Consider the following 18452-nt stretch of genomic DNA (forward strand, 5'->3'; position numbering starts at 1 on the left):
CGACGACCGCCCTGCGGAGCCTGCTCGACGGGCGGCTCGGCCGGCACGACCGCCGGTTGCGCCGGTTCACCGAGCCGCAGTGGCTGCGGTACGCCGACCTGCTCGCCGGGGCGCTGCTGGTGGCCGCGCGCCGCCGGTTCGCCGCCGGGCAGGACCGCGCGCCGCTGATCAGGTTCGTCGCGGCGGCCCGGGAACGCTACGACCTGACCGGCGTGGACGTCGACCCGACGCTGGCGGAGACGCTGCTCGGCGCGGCCCTGGGCGAGCGCCCGCCGCCGCCCGGCACCGCCCCGGCGGTGACCGCCGGCACGGTGCTACTCCTGGCGCTGCTGGAGGACGAGGGGCTCACCCCCGCCGAGTTGGACGCCTTCCTCGCCGCCACCGAGACCGCCGCCCGGCGTGACAGCGTGGCGTCAGCGCAGGGCGCGGAACATCAGCAGGTAGCCGCAGTAGGCCAGCGGGACGGCCAGGAAGCAGACCAGGATGCCCAGCAGGGGGTAGCGCGGCGGCGTGCCGGCGACCACGGCGGGCGTGCCCCAGCGACCGAGGATGAGCCACCCGGCGATCAGCGACACGGCGGGCAGCCCGGCGCACATCCACGTGTAGAGCGTGCCGAGGCCGAGCGCCCCGACGCCGGAGGCGAGCACCATGACCAGCATCAGCAGCACGCCGACGCCGGCACAGCCGAGGTAGACGGCGAGCGCCCGGGCCATCGCTGACCAGCTCGGCAGGAGCGCCGGGCGCTGGGCCAGCAGCTCGACCTGCTGGCCCAGCCGGTCGGCCTCGTCGGCCCAGCGCCGCGCCGACTCCAGCTCCGCCGCCGGGTCCAGCTCCCCGGCGCGTGGCGTGGGCACCCCGCCCGGCACCGCCAGCGCCGTCTCCCCCAGGCTCCCCTGGGCGTACGCCCCGACTCCCGGCCGCCCCGGCGCGGCGGCTGCGCCGCCGACCGACCCCGCCCCCGGTTGCGGCAACCCGTCGGGCCGCCCGGCCGACGGCACCCCGACAGCCGACAGGCCGCCCGAGGTGGGCGCAGCCGCCACCGGCCCGCCCGACGTCGGCGCATCCGGCACCGGGCCGCCCGGCGCAACGCCGGGGGCCGACTGGCCGGGGGGCGGGGGTGGACTGCCGATCGTGCGGCCGAGCTGGTCGAGGCGCTGCCCCTGCGCGGTGAGCCGGCGGTCGAGGTAGTCGACGGCGGCGTGCAGGTCCCGGTGGCGGGCCGACTCGGCGGCGGCGCCCTGCTCGCTGGCCCGCCGCTGGGCGGCGAGATGGCGGGCCAGCGCCGCGTAGTCCTCGAAGGTGGACACTCAACTCTCCCCGTCCGGCGGGTGCCCGTCGCGGGTGAACGGCACGATGAGGCGTACCCGCTGGTCATGCCGGTCGACCAGCAGCGCCCGGTCGGCGCGCGGCTGGTAGGCCAGATCGTGCACGCCCAGGTGCAGCCCCAACTCGGCGCCGGTCACGTTCAGCGCGACCAGGCAGGCCACGTCGTCGCGGTTCTGGGTGCCACCGAGGTCGTCGGCGAGCCGGCGCAGGCCGCGCCACCAGCCCAGCAGGTGCACGCCCCGCCCCGGCCCCTGACGCAGCAGGGCACGCAGGTCCTCGTGGGCGGAACGGAACGTGACCGGATCAGCGGCGGCGAGCACGGCGGAGGCGGCATCCATCCCGAACACGACCAGGTAGCTGCGGGCCGGCCCCGCACCGGTGGATCCCGCCACGCCGGTCGTCGTGACCGGGCCGGGCGCCGCGTGCGGGGCGGGGGTCGGCGCGGCCAGCGCCACGATCCGGTCGCGCAGGGCGTGCGCGTCGAGGCGTTCCACGGTGTGGCCGGCGGCCACGAGCGCGGCGACGGTGTCGTCGACGGCCGGGTCGGCGGCGGCCACGAGGGGTGCGAGCAGGAACCGCGCCTCGCCGGGGCCGTGCTGGCGGGCGAGGCTGAGAGTGGCCGCGCGCAGCACCTCGGCGGCGGTGACGGCCGTGCCCACGACGGCCAGGTGCCGGCCGGGGCTGGTGTCCATCATGAACAGCGCGGACGTGCCGTCCATGTCGACGGTGCGGCCGACCAGCGCCAGGGGACGCCGGCCGCCGGGGCGCAGACCGGCGAACGTGGTGTCGTCCTCGACGCGGGCCCCCTCGTATCCCCGGAACACCGACGGCGGGCGGGCGCCCGCCGGGCGGGCCTGCCACAGCTCGTGGCGCAGCCGGGCCAGCACGGCGGTCTCGGCGTGAGCATCGGGAAAACGGACGACCGTGTCGGCACCGGTGGCCCCGGCGGCGGTGTTGAGCACGGCCGTGCCGACGCTCAGGGTGGCGGCGGAGGGGTTGTCGCGGTCGAGCACACCGCCGCCGCCGGGCAGCGCCACCCGCAGGGCGAACTGCCCGAAGACGGCCTCGGCCCGCCCGTAGAGGGCCTCGATACCGGTCGTGCTCTGGCTGGCCAGCACCAGGTGCACCCCGTAGGAGCGGCCCTTGCGGGCCAGTTCCTCCAGCAGGTCCACCGAATCCCGGGCGATGGCGTCCCTGCCGGCCAGCAGCACCTGGAACTCGTCGACCACCGCCACGACCCGGGGCGCCGCAACGTCGGCGGGCAGGTCGGCGAGCTTCGTGACGCCGTGCCGCTTGAGCAGGGTGGCCCGGCGGTTCAGCTCACGGCGCAGCTCGCGCAGCACGGCGACGCCGTACTCGCGGTCGCTCTCGATGCCCACCGTGCGGGCGTGCGGCAGCCAGGCGGGATCGCGCTCGGTCGGCACGAACTCGGTGAAGCTCACGCCCTCCTTGAAGTCGAGGAGGTAGAGCTGAAGCTCGGCCGGGGAGTAGCGGGCGGCCAGCCCGTAGAGGACGTCGAGCAGGAAGACCGTCTTGCCGCCGCCGGTGCGCCCGCCGACGAGCCAGTGCGGGGTGGCGTCGTCGAAGGCGACCGAAACGGATTCCCGGCCGGCGCGCCCAACCACGGTACGCAGGCCGGCTCGGCCGGACTCCGTCCACCGGTGCGGGGGCAGCAGCTCGGCGAAGCCCACGGCGGCGTGGCGGCGGACGGCGGCGTCGAGGTGCTCCGCGAGGGCCGACACGGCCGCCGGCGGCGGATCGCCGTCGAGCAGCACCGGCACGGCCAGCCCGCTGCCGTCGGCGCTGAACGGCGCGTCGGGCGGATCGCCGACGTGGGCGTACCCGTCGGGGGTCAGGCGCAGCGCGGTGGTGGTGCCCAGCGGCGGCGGTGGGGTGGCCGACGGCCCGGACGGCCAGCCGCCGACCAGTACGCAGACGGCGGCGGCCGGGCCGGCGTGGGTGAGCGCGGCGAGCCGGGCGGCCTCGCGGGGTGACGGGGCGGACGCGGCCACCACCAGCAACAGCTCCTGGTCGACGCGGTCGCCGTTCCGGGCGGCGCGGGCGTGCCGCTCCGCGTCGTCGAGCAGCGCGGCCACCTCCGCCTCGGTGGTGGCGGGCGGATCGAGCACCCCGGCGTCGACCAGTGGGCGCAGCGGTCCGAAGGTGGCCCCGAGGGCGGCGGCGTCGAGCCCGGCGACCCGCAGCCCGCCGGGCGGCGCGGTGGCCAGCATCCGCAGGACGACGGCCCGCAGCAGCGCGGCGGCACGCGGGTCACGGGCGTCGACGTCGACGGACAGGTGGTGGCCGCCGCCGAGGGGAACCAGCACGGGGAACCCGCCGCCAGCGGTGATCGCCTCACCGAGGCGGACCGGCAGGGGCGTGCCGGTCAGCGGGGTGCCCGGGGCGGGGGCGGCGAGCGCGCCGCCGACGCGGGCCAGCCGGGCGACCATGTCGGAGTCGACCTCCGGTGGGGCAGGCGGTGGCGCGGCACGCCACGCGGCGCGGGCGTTCTCGAGGTGGACGCGGGCGGCCCGGTGGGCGGCGACCGCCTGCCCGTACGCCGACGCGAGCCTGCCCACCCTCTACCCCTCCGCCGAGCGCCCCTGGTCGTCGCAAACCCTAACGGACGGCGGCCAGGGCACGACAGTGTGGAGCGACGGGACACGCCGCGGGGGCGGCCCGCCGGTCCGGCGTGGACCGACGTGCCGCCCCCGGGTGGGATCAGCGTGGTCAGCGCGCCGCGAGGGGCTGGCGGGCCGGGTCCACCGGGGCGGGCAGGGCGCCCGTCCCGCCCAGGTAGGCGTGGATGGCGGCGGCCGCGGCCCGGCCCTCGGCGATCGCCCAGACGATCAGCGAGGCGCCCCGGTGCATGTCGCCGGCGACGAAGACGCCGTCGGTGTCGGTCTGCCAGTCGGGCCGGGCGTCGATCGCGCCGCGCGCGTTGCGGCCGACCCCGAGCTGGTCGAGCAGCGGCTGCTCCTCGGTGCCCTCGAAGCCGATCGCCAGCAGCACCAGGTCGGCCGGCAGCTCCCGCTCCGAGCCGGGCAGCGGGGTGACGATGCGCCGCCCGTCCCGCTTCTCCACGGTCACCTCGGCGATCCGCACCGCCCGCACCTGACCGGTGCCGTCGTCGACGAACTCCTGCACCGCGACGGCGAAGACCCGCTCGCCGCCCTCCTCGTGCGCCGGGTAGCTGCGCAGGAGCCACGGCCAGGTCGGCCACGGGTCCCGGGCCTCGTCCCGGGCCTGCGGCGGCTGCGGGTAGAGGTCCAACTGGTGTACGCCGGCCGCGCCCTGGCGGTGCGCCACGCCCAGGCAGTCCGCCGCCGTGTCGCCGCCACCGATGATCACGATGTGCTTGCCGGCCGCGTCGATCGGGTTGCCGTCGGGCAGGACCGCCGTGTCGGGCCGGCCGCCCGCCGCCGCGGCGACCACGCGGTTGGCCGCGACGAGGTGGTCCATCGCCTGGTGCACGCCGCGCAGCCCGCGACCCGGGGTCTCCGGGGTGTCCCGGCCCCGCAGCGCGCCGCAGGCGAGCAGCACGGCGTCGTGCTCGGCGCGCAACTGCTCGGCGGTGACGTCGACGCCGACGTTCACCCCGGTGCGGAAGCGCACGCCCTCGGCGGAGAGCTGCGCCAGGCGCCGGTCGATGTGGACCTTCTCCAGCTTGAAGTCGGGGATGCCGTACCGCAGGAGGCCGCCGATCGCGTCGTCGCGCTCGTACACCGTCACGGCGTGACCGGCGCGGGCGAGCTGCTGCGCGGCGGCGAGGCCGGCGGGCCCGGAGCCGACCACGGCCACCGACCGGCCGGTCGGCGCCGGCACCCGGCGCGGCGACAGCCCGCCCCGCGCGACGGCCGCGTCGGCGATCTCCACCTCGACCTGCTTGATGGTGACCGGCTCGCCCCCGCCGATGCCGAGCACGCAGGCCGCCTCGCAGGGCGCCGGGCAGAGCCGGCCGGTGAACTCGGGGAAGTTGTTGGTGGCGTGCAGCGAGTCCACCGCGGCGTCCCAGCCACCGGTGCGGACCAGGTCGTTCCAGTCGGGGATGCGGTTGCCCAGCGGGCAGCCGTCGTGGCAGAACGGGATGCCGCAGTCCATGCAGCGGGTCGCCTGCTCGCGGATCAGTTCCTCGCCGGCGGGCGGGTACACCTCACGCCAGTCGCTGATCCGCACCGGCACGGGGCGACGCGCGGGCAACCGCCGGTTGTAGCGAAGGAAACCGTTCGGGTCAGGCACGAGCCACCTCCTGGACCGTCACCCGCGGGGCGGGCATGGTCGGCACGGACTTCGCGGCGGGCGCGGAGAGCGCGCTCATCACCGCGTCGTCGACGTCGCGGCCGGCGGCTTCGGCGGCCCGCATGATCTCCAGCACCCGGCGGTAGTCCCGGGGCACCACGGCGGTGAACTCCGCCACCGCTTCCGGCCAGCGCTTGAGCAGCCCCTCGGCGACCGCCGAGTCGGTCTCGGCGAAGTGCCGCTGCACCAGCTCGTGCAGCACCGCCTGCTCCTCCTCGGACAGCGGCGCCAGGTCGACCAGCTCCGCGTTCACCCGGCGGCGGTCCAGCCGGTGCACGAAGGCCGTGCCGCCGGACATGCCGGCGGCGAAGTTGCGGCCGGTCGGGCCCAGCACCACCACGGTCCCGCCGGTCATGTACTCGCAGCCGTGGTCACCGACGCCCTCGACGACGGCCACCGCGCCGGAGTTGCGTACCGCGAACCGCTCCCCCACCCGGCCGCGCAGGAACAGCTCGCCCGCGGTGGCCCCGTAGAGGATCGTGTTCCCGGCGATGGTCTGGTCCTCGGCCCGCTGCCCCGGCGCGGCCCCGCCGTCGAGGAAGGGGGCGGCGGCGTCCGGCCGCACGATGAGCCGACCGCCGGAGAGGCCCTTGCCCACGTAGTCGTTGGCGTCGCCGTGCAGCCGGAGGGTGACCCCGCGCGGAAGGAACGCGCCGAACGACTGGCCGGCGGTGCCGCGCAGGGTGAACTCGATCGTGTCGGCGGGCAGGCCGGCCCCGCCGAAGCGACGGGTCACCTCGCCGCCGAGCATCGCGCCGACGCTGCGGTGCTCGTTGCGCACCGCCACCTCCACCCGCACCGGCGTACGGTCCCGCAGCGCCGGCCCGGCCAGGGCGATCAGCTCGTTGTCCAGCGCCAGCTCCAGGCCGTGGTCCTGGGCGCGGATGCCCCGGCGCGCCGCCCCGGCCGGCAGCTCCGGCAGGTGCAGCACGGGAGTCAGGTCCAGCCCGCCGGCCTTCCAGTGCGCGATCGCCGGGGCGACGTCGAGCAGCTCGGCCTGCCCGATGGCCTCCTCGATCGACCGGAGGCCCAGCTCGGCCAGGTAGCCGCGGACCTCCTCGGCGAGGAACAGGAAGAAGTTCTCCACGAACTCCGGCCGGCCGGTGAAGCGTTCCCGCAGCACCGGGTTTTGCGTGGCGATGCCGACCGGGCAGGTGTCCAGGTGGCAGACGCGCATCATGACGCAGCCCTCGACGATCAGCGGCGCGGTGGCGAAGCCGAACTCCTCGGCGCCGAGCAGCGCCGCGACCAGCACGTCCCGGCCGGTCTTGAGCTGCCCGTCGACCTGCACGGTGACCCGGTCGCGCAGCTTGTTGAGCAGCAGCGTCTGCTGCGCCTCGGCCAGCCCCAGCTCCCACGGGGTGCCGGCGTGCTTGAGCGAGTTCAGCGGGGACGCGCCGGTGCCGCCGTCGTGGCCGGAGATCAGGATGACGTCGGCCTTGAGCTTGGCCACGCCCGCCGCCACGGTGCCGACGCCGACCTCGCTGACGAGCTTGACGTGCACCCGGGCGGACGGGTTGACGCACTTCAGGTCGTGGACGAGCTGCGCCAGGTCCTCGATGGAGTAGATGTCGTGGTGCGGCGGCGGGGAGATCAGGCCGACGCCGGGGGTCGCGTGCCGGGTACGGGCGATCCAGGGCCAGACCTTGTTGCCGGGCAGCTGCCCGCCCTCGCCGGGCTTGGCGCCCTGTGCCATCTTGATCTGCAGGTCGTCGGCGTTGACCAGGTATTCGCTGGTCACCCCGAACCGGCCGCTGGCGATCTGCTTCACGGCGGAGCGGCGCGCCGGGTCGTGCAGCCGCTCGACGTCCTCGCCGCCCTCGCCGGTGTTGGACTTGCCGCCGAGACGGTTCATCGCGATAGCCAGGGTCTCGTGCGCCTCCGCCGAGATCGACCCGTACGACATGGCGCCGGTGGCGAACCGCTTGACGATCTCGCTGGCCGGCTCGACCTCGTCGAGCGGAACCGGGGGGCGCACGCCGGTGCGCAGGGTGAACAGCCCGCGCAGCGAGCCCGCCTTCGCGGCCAGCTCGTCGACCTTGGCGGTGTACCGGCGGAAGACGTCGTACTGGCGGCTGCGGGTGGCGTGCTGGAGCAGGAAGACCGTCTCCGGGTTGAACAGGTGCAGCTCGCCCTCGCGGCGCCACTGGTACTCGCCGCCCACCTCCAGCCGGCCGGTGGGCTCGGCGCCCGGCGGCGGCCAGGCCACGGCGTGCCGGGCGGCGACCTCGGCGTGGATGCCGTCCAGCCCGATTCCGCCGATCTTGCTCGGGGTGCCGCGGAAGTAGCGCTCGACCAGCCGGGAGTCCAGCCCGACGGCCTCGAAGACCTGCGCCCCGCAGTACGACGACACCGTCGAGATGCCCATCTTGGACATGATCTTCAGGACGCCCTTGCCGAGGGCCTTGACGTAGTTGCGGACCGCCTTGGCCGCTTCGACGCCGACGAGCGCGCCGGTGGAGATCATGTCCTCCACCGACTCGAACGCCAGGTAGGGATTCACCGCCGCCGCGCCGTAGCCGATCAGCACCGCCGCGTGGTGCACCTCGCGGCAGTCGCCGGACTCGACGACCAACGCCACCTGGGTGCGGGTCTGCTCGCGCACCAGGTGCTGGTGCACGGCGGCGGTGAGCAGCAGCGACGGGATGGGGGCGAGGTCGGCGTTGGAGTCGCGGTCCGACAGCACGAGGATGCGTACGCCGTCCTCGATGGCCTCGGAGACGTGCCGGCAGATCTCCGTGAGCCTTGCCTTGATGCCGGCGCCGCCCTCGCGGATCCGGTAGAGCCCGGAGACCCGGACCGCCTTGAAGCCGGGCAGGTCGCCGTCCTCGTCGATGGAGAGGATCTTCGCCAGCTCGTCGTTGTCGATCACCGGGTACGGCAGCACGATCTGCCGGCAGCTCGCCGGGCCCGGGTCGAGCAGGTTGCCCTCCGGCCCGATGGTCGACGCCAGGCTGGTCACCAGCTCCTCGCGGATGGCGTCCAGCGGCGGGTTCGTGACCTGCGCGAAGAGCTGGTGGAAGTAGTCGTAGAGCAGCCGCGGCCGGGTCGACAGCGGGGCGATCGGGGTGTCGGTGCCCATCGAGCCGAGCGGCTCGGCGCCCGTGCGCGCCATCGGCGCGAGCAGGATCTTCAGCTCCTCCTCGGTGTAGCCGAAGGTCTGCTGGCGGCGGCGTACCGAGTCGTGGGTGTAGACCGTGTGCTCGCGCGGGGGCAGGTCGGTCAGCTCGATCAGGCCGGCGTGCAGCCAGTCGGCGTACGGCTGCTCTGCCGCCAGCTCCGCCTTGATCTCCTCGTCGTGCACGATCCGGCCGGCGACGGTGTCGACCAGGAACATCTTCCCCGGCTGGAGGCGCCCCTTGGCGACCACCCGGGCCGGGTCGAGGTCGAGCACGCCCGCCTCGCTGCCGAGCACCACGAGCCCGTCGTCCGTACGCCACCAGCGGCCCGGGCGCAGCCCGTTGCGGTCCAGCACCGCGCCGACGACCTCGCCGTCGGTGAAGGCGACCGAGGCCGGCCCGTCCCACGGCTCCATCAGGCTCGCGTGGAAGCGGTAGAAGGCCCGCTTGTCGGCGGCCATGTCCGGGTCGTTCTCCCACGCCTCGGGGATCATCATCAGCACCGCGTGGGGCAGGCTCCGCCCGGCCAGGTGCAGCAGTTCGAGGACCTCGTCGAAGTTCGCCGAGTCGGAGGCGGCGGGGGTGCAGACCGGGAAGACCCGGCGGATGTTGCCCGGCAAATTCGGGGTGCGCAGCAGCGCCTCGCGGGCCTGCATCCAGTTCCGGTTGCCCCGGATGGTGTTGATCTCGCCGTTGTGCGCGATCAGCCGGTACGGGTGCGCCAGCGGCCAGGACGGGAACGTGTTGGTGGAGAACCGGGAGTGCACCAGCGCGATCGCGCTCTCCACCCGCGCGTCGGTCAGCTCCGGGTAGAACGCCGGGAGCTGGTCGGGGGTGAGCATGCCCTTCCAGACCATGGTCCGCCCGGACAGCGACGGGAAGTAGGCCGGCACGCCCCGCTCGGCGCTCTCCCGCTCGGCCTGCTTGCGCACGCAGAACGCCACCCGCTCCAGCTCGATGCCGCCCAGCGGCGACCCGGCCGGCCCGGCCGGCGAGCCGGTGAGCCGGTGCGCGGCGAGGAAGAGCTGCCGGACCCGGGGCATCGCCGCCAGGGCGGTCTCGCCGAGGCCGCTCGGGTCGACCGGCACGTCCCGCCAACCGAGCACGTCGGCGCCCTCGACCAGCGCGTACTTCTCCACCACGCGGCGGGCGCGCTCCTCGGCGGCGTCGTCGTCGGGGAGGAAGACCAGGCCGGTGGCGTACTCGCCGGCGGGCGGCAGCGGGAAGTCCACCACCGCGCGCAGGAACGCGTCCGGGATCTGGATCATGATGCCCGCGCCGTCGCCGGTGTTCGGTTCCGCGCCCCGGGCACCCCGGTGGTCCAGCCGGCAGAGCGCGTCGAGGCCGTTGACCACGACCGCGTGCGAGCGCCGCCCGTGCAGGTCCGCCACGAAGGCCACGCCGCAGGCGTCGTGCTCCTGCGCGGGGTCGTAGAGCCCGGCCGCGGGCGCTCCCGGGCCGAGGTGCGGGGCCTGCTTCGGGCTGCTGTGAGGGTACGGAAAGGCCACCGGGCCTCCTGTCGTCGCTCAGGGTGGATCTCGATCGGGACGACGTCGGCCCTCAAGGGTCTATTGAGTCTACGTTAGGGTCCGCCGCGCAAGACCAGTGCGGATTGATCACACCTTCCAGACTCTGGGACGTGTAGTCTCGCGCGGTGGATCTTCTGCACAAGGATCTGTTCGGTCGGTTGGAGCGTTTCTACGACGCGGTGCCCCGGGATGCGGCCCGCGCGGAGGAGCACGGGGCCCTCGTGCTGTTCGTCCGGGAGGGCGCCGGTTGGCCGTTCTACGCCCGGCCCCGGCTCGACGCCCCCGAGCCGCCGTCGCTGGCCGACGTCGCGGCGGTACGCGAGCGGCAGCGCGAGCTCGGCCTGCCCGAGGCCCTCGAGTGGGTGCACGAGACCACCCCGGACCTGCTGGCCGTGGCCCGCTCGGCGGGGCTGTCGGTGCTGGAGGCGCCGCTGATGGTGCTCGACCCGGCCGCCCTGCCCGACCCGGGCACCCTCACGGACGTACCGCTGCGGATGCTCGACGCGGCGGCGCCCGGCTTCGCGAAGGACGTCGCGGCGCGGCGGGCGGTCGCCGGCGTCGGGTTCTCCGCGGCCGGCACCGAACCCGGCGAGGCCGGCCCCGCGCAGCGCGACGCCGCGGTGGCCGAGCTGGACGAGGCGGCGCTGGACGAGGAACGGACCCGCGTCGCCGACGGCCGCCGGCTGTCGGTGCTGGCCGAGACGCCCGCCGAGGGCGCGCTGGCCAGCGGGATGGCGATGCGGGTCGGCGACGTGGCCGAGATCGCCGGGGTGGCCACCCTGCCGGCCGCCCGCCGCCGTGGCCTGGGCGCGGCGGTCACCGCCGCGCTGGCCCGCGAGCTGCTGGCCGCCGGCACCGACCTGGTCTTCCTCTCGGCGGGCAGCGAGGACATCGCGCGGGTCTACCTCCGCGTCGGCTTCCGCCGCGTCGGCACCGCCTGCATCGCCGAACCCACCCCCGTCACCCCCTGACCCGACCCCCGCGCCCCCGGCCAAGTCGATCATGCAGCTGCGGTGCCCGATTCAACCCATTTGACGGCCTTTACACCCCACCAAAACTGCATGATCGACGGCGACACAGCGACCCGGCAACCCGGCGAAGGCGGGTTAGGGAGGGTCAGGCCGGGGGGCGCCACTGGGCGGCCGTGGTGGCGGCCGTCGAGAGCAGGCGCGGGCTGAGGGCGCCGAGGGCGGCGTCGCGGGCGCGCAGCGCCAGTGGGCCCCGGGCCTTCAGCACCGCCGACATCCGGCGGGTCTGCCGGACCACCGTCGCCGCCCGGGGCCGACGCACCCGGTCGTACGCCACCACCGCGTCGGGCAGCCGGGACTCGCGCAGCAGCGAGGCGAGGGTGGCGGCGTCCTCGAAGGCGAGGCAGGCGCCCTGGCCGAGGTGCGGCGGCATGGCGTGCGCGGCGTCGCCGAGCAGCACCACCCCGCCCGGGCCGGCCGGGAAGCCGTACGACCTGGGCAGCGGCCGCAGCTCGCGGATTTCCTGCTGCACCAGGTCCGTCGGGTCGGTGGCGTCGAGCAGTTCGGCGATCGGCGCGGGCCAGCCCGCGTACCAGCGGCGCAGCAGGGCGAGTTGGGTCTCCGGCGGCTCCGGGCGGGGCGCGCCGACGGCGGTGGCCACCCAGTAGATGCCGCCCCGGCTGGAGGCGCCGGAGGAGCCGCGCTCGCCGAGCGAGGCGGACACGAACCGGTAGCCGGCACCGAGCACCTCGCCGCCGACGGGTCGGTCGGCGGGCAGCTTCGGGGCCCGGTACCAGGGGATCACCGCCCGCCAGGCGGCGCAGCCCGAGCTGACCACGCCGGACTCCGGGGCGAGCTGCCGGCGGACCTCGCTGTCGGTGCCGTCGGCGGCGACGACCAGGTCGGCCTCGATGGTGTGCCGGCCGTCGCCGACCGAGGGCCGTTCCCCGGACACGGCGCGGACCGTCCGCACGGTCACCCCGGTGCGCAGCTCGACCTCGTCGCCCAGGCCGGCGATCAGCGCGTCGTGCAGGTCCTCCCGGTGCACCACCACCGGCATCCGGTCGGCCGGGGTGGGGCGGGGCTGCACCAGCCAGTGCCCGTCCGGGCGGCGTACCCCGCCGTCGGACAGCCCCGTGGCGATCGCCTCCAGGCCGGAGCCGAGGCCCAGGGCGCGCAGCGCGCGTACGCCGTTGGGCCAGAGCACCACGGCGGTCGGCTCCGGGCGGACCCGGTCGGCCCGCTCCAGCAGCGTGACCCGCCAGCCGGAGCGGGCCAGCGCGCCGGCGACCGCGAGGCCGCCGATTCCGGCGCCGACCACGACCGCGCTACGCATGGGTGCTCCTTCTCAGCTGTCGCGCTCGGCGGGCCGGGTGCCCGTGGCCCCGGCCCGGTCCTCCGGGGTCTCCCCGGTGGACGCGGCGCCGTCACCGGCGGATCCGGGGGCGGCATCCGCACCGGCCGTCGGCGTGTCGACCGAGCCGGGCCGGGCCCGCCCGTCCGACTCGGCCGGCGTCTCGCCGGTCTCCCGCCAGTGCCGGTACTGCTCCTCGCTCACCACGCGGTAGCCCTCCGGCGCGGCCGGTTGGGCGCCGGCCTCCCGCGCGGACAGGTCGACCTGCGACACGTCGGAGTCGACGGCCGGGTCGGGCGTCGCGGCGGCGCCGATCGGGACGAGGTAATCCCGGGGGCCGCGCACCCGCACGAAGTAGGCCAGGGCGCCGAGGAAGACCAGGCCGGCGGTCCAGACGTTCAGGCGTACGCCGAGGATGGTGTTCGCCTCGTCGGTGCGCATCAGCTCGATCCAGAACCGCCCGGCCGTGTAGCCCATCACGTAGAGCGCGAACGCCCGTCCCCGGCCGAGGCGCAGCTTGCGGTCGAGGACGAGCACGAGCGCGACCACGCCGAGGTTCCACAGCAGCTCGTAGGCGAACGTCGGGTGGTAGAGGCCCGGTTCGAGGATCGGCTGGCCCGCGTCGTCGCGCAGCGCGTGGCCCGGATTGTCCGGGTCCATCCGGTGGATCTCCAGCCCCCAGGGCAGGCTGGTCCGGCCGCCGTAGAGCTCGTTGTTGAACCAGTTGCCGAGCCGGCCGATCGCCTGGGCCAGCGGCAGGCCGGGCGCCAGCGCGTCGGCGACCACCGAGAACGGGATGCCGAGCTGCCGGGCCGCGAGCCACGCGCCGACGGCCCCGCCGGCCACCGCGCCCCAGATGCCGAGACCGCCCTCCCAGATGGCGAACGCCTTCAGCGGGTCGCCGCCGGTGCCGAAGTACTTCTCCGGCGAGGTGATCACGTGGTAGATGCGGGCCCCGATGATGCCGGCCGGCACCGCCCAGACCGCGATGTCGAGCACCGCGCCGGGGGCGACGCCGCGCTGGCGCAGCCGCCGCTCGGTGACCCAGCAGGCCACCACGATGCCGACGATGATGCACAGCGCGTACGCCCGGATCGGCACCGGTCCGAGCTGCCATACGGCGGTGCTGGGGCTGGGCAGAGCCGCCTGGGGGGTCAGCGAGGCGAGAGTCACGGGTGCACACGCTACCGCCGCCGGCCCCTTCGGCGGCACCCCGGTCCGCCGTCCGCCGGTCCCGGTGACTTCTGGTTTGCGCCGCCGTAGGCTCTTTGTCCATGAGCGCGCTCACCTGGGCGGTCGCCGCGGTCGTCACCGACGACGCGGGTCGGGTGCTGCTGTGCCGGCAGGGCCGGGGCGAGCGGCGCTACGGTCTGCCCGGTGGGCGGCTGCGCCCGGCCGAGAGTCCCGTGCGGGCGGCCACCCGCGACATCCGGGCCGAGACCGGATGGGAAGTCGAGATCGTCGACCTGATCGGCCTCTACCACCTCGCCGGCCGGTGCGGGCCGACGCCGGTGGGGCCTGGCGCGCCGGTGCCGGCGGCCGGGCGCGCCGGGCCGCTGCCAGACGTCCTGGTGCACGTCTTCCGGGCGCGTACGCGGGGGTCGGGGCCGGCCGGCGACCCGGCGGGCGGATGCCGGCTGTCCTGGCACCACCCCTCGGCCCTGCCCGAGGCGCTCACCCCGACCACCCGGGCGGCGCTCACCGACGCCCTGGCGGGCCGCTCGGGCGTGCTGCGCGACGCCGTCCCGGCGCCGGCGGCGGGCCAGCCGCCGGGCCAGCGGACCACTCCGCCCGCCGACCGGACACCGCGGCACTGAACCGGGCGGACACCTCAGCACTGAACCGACCGGACACCGCGGCACTGGACCGGGCGCCGGGCGGCAAGGGGTCAGCGGGTGGGGTTGCGGACGCCCTCGGCGAGTTCCGCGCTCAGCGCGCGCAGGGCGGCCAGCCCGGACGCCTCGTCCGGCGCGTCGAGCAGGCAGCGGATCAGGGCGCTGCCGACGATGACGCCGTCGGCGTACCCGGCGACGGTGCCGGCCTGCGCGCCCGTGCCGACGCCCAGCCCGACGCCGACCGGCAGGTCGGTGACCTCCCGCACCCGGGAGACCAGGACGGGCGCCGCGTCGGACGTCTGCGCCCGGGCGCCGGTGACCCCCATGATGGCGGTGGCGTAGACGAAGCCCCGGCAGTGCTCGACGGTCATCGCCAGCCGCGCGTCGGTCGACGACGGCGAGACCAGGAAGGTGCGGTCCAGCCCGTGCGCGTCCGAGGCGGCGAGCCACTCGCCCGCCTCCTCCGGGATCAGGTCCGGGGTGACCAGCCCGGTGCCCCCGGCCGAGGCGAGGTCCCGGGCGAAGGCGTCGACGCCGTACCGCTCGACGGGGTTCCAGTAGGTCATCGTGACCACGGGCGCCCCGGTGGCCGCCACCGCCTCGATGATGCGCAGCGTGTCCCGGGTGCGTACGCCGCCGGCGAGGGCGATGTCGCTGGCCTTCTGGATCACCGGGCCGTCCATCACCGGATCGGAGTACGGGATCTCCACCTCGATGACGTCGACGCCGGCGGAGACCATCGCGGTCATCGCGGCGATGCTGCCCTCGACGGTCGGGAAACCGGCCGGCATGCAGCCGACCAGCACGGCCCGCCCGTCGGCGCGGGCCTTGTCGAAGGCCACCCCGATCCGGCTCACGTTCTCACTGCTCCTTGTCGAGGATGCCGAAGTAGTCGCCGGCGGTGTGCACGTCCTTGTCGCCCCGACCGGAGAGGTTGACCACGATCGTCGGCTCCCGGCCCAGCTCCGCGGCGAGCTTCGGGGCGACCTTGAGGGTGCCGGCGACCGCGTGCGCGCTCTCGATCGCCGGGATGATGCCCTCGGTCCGGCAGAGCAGCTCGAACGCGGCCATCGCCTCGTCGTCGTTCACCGGCAGGTAGGTCGCGCGGCCGCTGTCGTGCAGCCAGGCGTGCTCCGGCCCGACGCCCGGGTAGTCCAGGCCGGCGGAGATCGAGTGCGACTCGCACGTCTGCCCGTCCTCGTCCTGGAGCACGTACGTCCGGGTGCCGTGCAGCACCCCGGCGGAGCCGCCGGTGATGCTGGCCGCGTGCCGGCCGGTCCCCACCCCGTCGCCGCCGGCCTCGAAGCCGTACAGCCGCACGTCGGGGTCGCCGACGAAGGCGTGGAAGATGCCCAGCGCGTTGGAGCCGCCACCGACGCAGGCGGTGACGGCGTCCGGCAGCGCGCCGGTCAGGTCGAGGCACTGCTGGCGCGCCTCGTCGCCGATGCCCCGGACGAAGTCACGGACCATCGCCGGGAAGGGGTGCGGCCCGGCGGCGGTGCCGATCAGGTAGTGGGTGTCGTCGACGTTGGCGACCCAGTCGCGCATCGCCTCGTTCATCGCGTCCTTGAGGGTGCGCGAGCCGTTGGTGACCGGGACGACGGTGGCGCCGAGCATCCGCATCCGCGCCACGTTGAGCGCCTGCCGCTCGGTGTCGACCTGGCCCATGTAGACCACGCAGTCGAGGTCGAACAGGGCGGCGGCGGTGGCGGTGGCGACGCCGTGCTGGCCGGCGCCGGTCTCCGCGATCACCCGACGCTTGCCCATCCGCCTGGTCAGCAGGGCCTGGCCGAGCACGTTGCGCACCTTGTGCGCCCCGGTGTGGTTGAGGTCCTCCCGCTTGAGCAGCACCCGCGCGCCGACCTTGGCGGAGAACCGCTCGGCCGTGTAGAGCAGCGAGGGGGTGCCGGCGTAGTCGCGCAGCAGGGCGGCGAACTCGGCCCGGAACGACTCGTCGGCCATCGCCGCGCGGTGCGCGGCGTCCAGCTCGTCCAGCGCCGCGACCAGCGCCTCCGGTACGAACCGGCCGCCGAACCGGCCGAAGTGCCCGGCGGCGTCGGGCAGCGGACCGACCGGGGCGGCCGCCGCGTCGGCGCTCATGCCGACACTCCGCTTCGCTCCGTGCCCTCGCTGCGCTCGCTCATGGGATCGTCCTCTCGGTGCTGACGAACCGGCGCGGGGTCAGCGCACCGGGCGGGGCGTGGCCGGGTGGTTGCCGGCGTTGACCAGCTCGGCCACCGCCTCGCGGGGGCTCTTCTGGGTGACCAGGCCCTCGCCGACCAGGACCGCGTCGGCGCCTGCCGAGGCGTACCGGATGAGGTCGTGCGGTCCGCGCACCCCCGACTCGGCGATCTTGACGACGCTGCTGGGCAGGCCGGGCGCGATCCGCTCGAAGACCGAGCGGTCGACCTCCAGCGTACGCAGGTTGCGGGCGTTGACCCCGATCACCTGGGCGCCGGCCTCCAGCGCGCGGTCGGCCTCCTCCTCGTCGTGGACCTCGACCAGCGCGGTCATGCCCAGCGACTCGATCCGCTCCAGCAGGCCGACGAGGGCGTTCTGCTCCAGGGCGGCGACGATCAGCAGCACCAGGTCGGCGCCGTGCGCGCGGGCCTCGTGCACCTGGTAGCTGGAGACCACGAAGTCCTTGCGCAGCACCGGGATGTTGACGGCGGCACGGACGGCGGCCAGGTCGTCGAGCGAGCCGCCGAACCAGCGCCCCTCGGTGAGCACGCTGATCGCCCGCGCGCCGCCGGCGGCGTAGTCGCCCGCCAGGTCGGCCGGATCGGCGATCTCGGCCAGCCGCCCCTTGGACGGCGACGAGCGCTTCACCTCGGCGATCACCGCGACGCCCGGCTTGCGCAGGGCCGCGTACGCGTCCAGCGGCGGCGGCGCGGCGGCGGCCAGTTCGCGGATCCGCTCCAGCGGAACCTGCTCCTGCCGCCGGGCGACGTCCTCACGCACGCCGGCCAGGATCTCGTCGAGCACGCCTACGGACGCCGCCGGACCGGCCTCGTCCCCCTCCGCGTGCGCATGCTCAGCAGTCACCAACGGACTCCCCTCTCCGGGTGTCATGGGCCGATGCTAGGGGGCGCCACCTGGCGACAGGCGCCGGGGGTATGGCGTGCCTCACGAGATGGGCTGGGGCATAATGGCCGACCTCCGGTGAACGGAATGTCACGCTGGGCGACCACGCCCAGCCGCGAACGCCACCCGACCATCCCCACCTCCGCCACCCTGGTCATCGACGTGATCCTATCCGTTGGCGCGGCCGGCCGCCGGTCGGCGCCCGCCGCCGACGCCCGCCGATCCTGTGACGTACCTCAAGGCCGATCGGCCCTTTGCCTGGTGGCGGCCCCGGAAGCAGAGTTGACGTGTCCGTCACCACGGCGAAACGTGAACCAGCCAGCATCGTCCTCGGGCAGACTCGATGACGCGCCTGCCCCACCGTCACCAACGACCCTCTGCGGGGTGATCATGAGCACTGTCGAGCCGCACCAGCCCATCGGACTGACGACCGTCTCGCGTACCGTCGCGTCGCTCGCCGTCGGCGTGGTCCACACCCTGGAGCGCGCCGTGGTGGGCGAGGCCCGGATGCGCACCGCGCGGGGCAACGCCTGGGAGGCGGTCTGCGCCGACCGGGCCCGGGCGGAGCAGCGGGCCGAGCTCGACCGCCTGGTGGCGGAGCTGGCGGCGGCCCGGGCCGCCGCCCGCGAGCGCCAGCCGGTCAGCTGAGCGTCGGGTCCTCGCCCCGGTCCAGCGCGTCCCACGCCTGAGTGGTGTGCCGGCCGGTGACCCGGCCGCCCTCGCCCCGGGCGGCCGGCGCGGCGTCGTCCGCGGGCCGCCGCTCGTAGCGGGCACCCATCGCCGGCCACCCGCGGCCCCGCAGCGCCGTCAGCAGCCCACCCGCCGTGGCGAGCAGCCCGCCGAGCAGGCAGAGCGCCGGCCAGTGCCGGGCGACCTCGCCGTCGAACGCCGCGACCAGGCCGTAGCCGCCGCCGGCCGCCACGGCCGCCCCGAGCCCG

Annotated in this window: 13 protein-coding genes; 3 read left to right on the plus strand and 10 right to left on the minus strand. The window is 75.6% G+C overall.

What is annotated here, in order from left to right; all coding sequences use genetic code 11:
- Positions 1-413 precede the first annotated feature (413 nt).
- From AB0G13_RS23010 to gltB, 4 genes are all read right to left on the minus strand, one after another.
- Positions 414-1307, minus strand: a complete 894-nt coding sequence (locus tag AB0G13_RS23010; protein WP_357877598.1) for a hypothetical protein — start codon at positions 1305-1307, stop codon at positions 414-416.
- Positions 1308-3905, minus strand: coding sequence for an FtsK/SpoIIIE domain-containing protein (locus AB0G13_RS23015; protein WP_357877601.1), 2598 nt, complete (start codon positions 3903-3905; stop codon positions 1308-1310).
- Positions 3906-4056: 151 nt separating this feature from the next.
- Positions 4057-5565, minus strand: a complete 1509-nt coding sequence (locus AB0G13_RS23020) for a glutamate synthase subunit beta (protein WP_357877604.1) — start codon at positions 5563-5565, stop codon at positions 4057-4059.
- Positions 5558-10252: a glutamate synthase large subunit gene (gltB, locus tag AB0G13_RS23025; RefSeq protein ID WP_357877607.1), complete on the minus strand. Its 4695-nt coding sequence runs from the start codon at positions 10250-10252 to the stop codon at positions 5558-5560. Before gltB ends, AB0G13_RS23020 begins: the two co-directional genes overlap by 8 nt.
- A 146-nt stretch (positions 10253-10398) precedes the next feature.
- On the opposite strand from gltB, the gene AB0G13_RS23030 reads away from it, so the two are divergent.
- Positions 10399-11244, plus strand: a complete 846-nt coding sequence (locus AB0G13_RS23030) for a GNAT family N-acetyltransferase (RefSeq protein WP_357877610.1) — start codon at positions 10399-10401, stop codon at positions 11242-11244.
- A gap of 145 nt (positions 11245-11389) precedes the next feature.
- Here the strand turns inward: AB0G13_RS23030 and AB0G13_RS23035 are convergent, their stop codons facing one another.
- Positions 11390-12577, minus strand: coding sequence for an NAD(P)/FAD-dependent oxidoreductase (locus tag AB0G13_RS23035; RefSeq protein WP_357877613.1), 1188 nt, complete (start codon positions 12575-12577; stop codon positions 11390-11392).
- A gap of 12 nt (positions 12578-12589) precedes the next feature.
- On the minus strand, positions 12590-13768 hold the full coding sequence (gene lgt / locus AB0G13_RS23040; RefSeq protein ID WP_357877616.1) for a prolipoprotein diacylglyceryl transferase: 1179 nt from the start codon (positions 13766-13768) through the stop codon (positions 12590-12592).
- A gap of 101 nt (positions 13769-13869) precedes the next feature.
- Between lgt and AB0G13_RS23045 the strand changes: the two genes are divergently transcribed.
- Positions 13870-14412 carry an NUDIX domain-containing protein gene (locus AB0G13_RS23045; RefSeq protein WP_357877619.1) on the plus strand — a complete coding sequence of 181 codons (543 nt, stop codon included), beginning with the start codon at positions 13870-13872 and terminating at the stop codon, positions 14410-14412.
- A 71-nt stretch (positions 14413-14483) separates the two neighbouring features.
- Here the strand turns inward: AB0G13_RS23045 and trpA are convergent, their stop codons facing one another.
- The 3 genes from trpA to trpC all read right to left on the minus strand — a co-directional run bounded on the left by trpA (position 14484) and on the right by trpC (position 17415).
- Entirely contained in the window at positions 14484-15287 is an 804-nt protein-coding gene (trpA, locus tag AB0G13_RS23050; protein WP_357877622.1) for a tryptophan synthase subunit alpha, read from the minus strand.
- A 4-nt stretch (positions 15288-15291) separates the two neighbouring features.
- Positions 15292-16530, minus strand: coding sequence for a tryptophan synthase subunit beta (gene trpB / locus AB0G13_RS23055; RefSeq protein ID WP_357877625.1), 1239 nt, complete (start codon positions 16528-16530; stop codon positions 15292-15294).
- 81 nt (positions 16531-16611) lie between these two features.
- Positions 16612-17415, minus strand: coding sequence for an indole-3-glycerol phosphate synthase TrpC (gene trpC / locus AB0G13_RS23060; protein WP_350681602.1), 804 nt, complete (start codon positions 17413-17415; stop codon positions 16612-16614).
- A 489-nt stretch (positions 17416-17904) separates the two neighbouring features.
- Here trpC and AB0G13_RS23065 point away from each other — a divergent pair, with 489 nt between their 5' ends.
- Entirely contained in the window at positions 17905-18162 is a 258-nt protein-coding gene (locus AB0G13_RS23065) for a hypothetical protein (protein ID WP_101415126.1), read from the plus strand.
- Here AB0G13_RS23065 and AB0G13_RS23070 read toward each other — a convergent pair.
- Positions 18155-18452: Trp biosynthesis-associated membrane protein (locus tag AB0G13_RS23070; protein WP_357877628.1), on the minus strand; the 298-nt coding region annotated here is incomplete at its 5' end. The genes AB0G13_RS23065 and AB0G13_RS23070 overlap by 8 nt on opposite strands.

Source organism: Micromonospora sp. NPDC023633 (assembly GCF_040640035.1).
In the GTDB taxonomy this organism is placed as follows: Bacteria; Actinomycetota; Actinomycetes; order Mycobacteriales; family Micromonosporaceae; genus Micromonospora.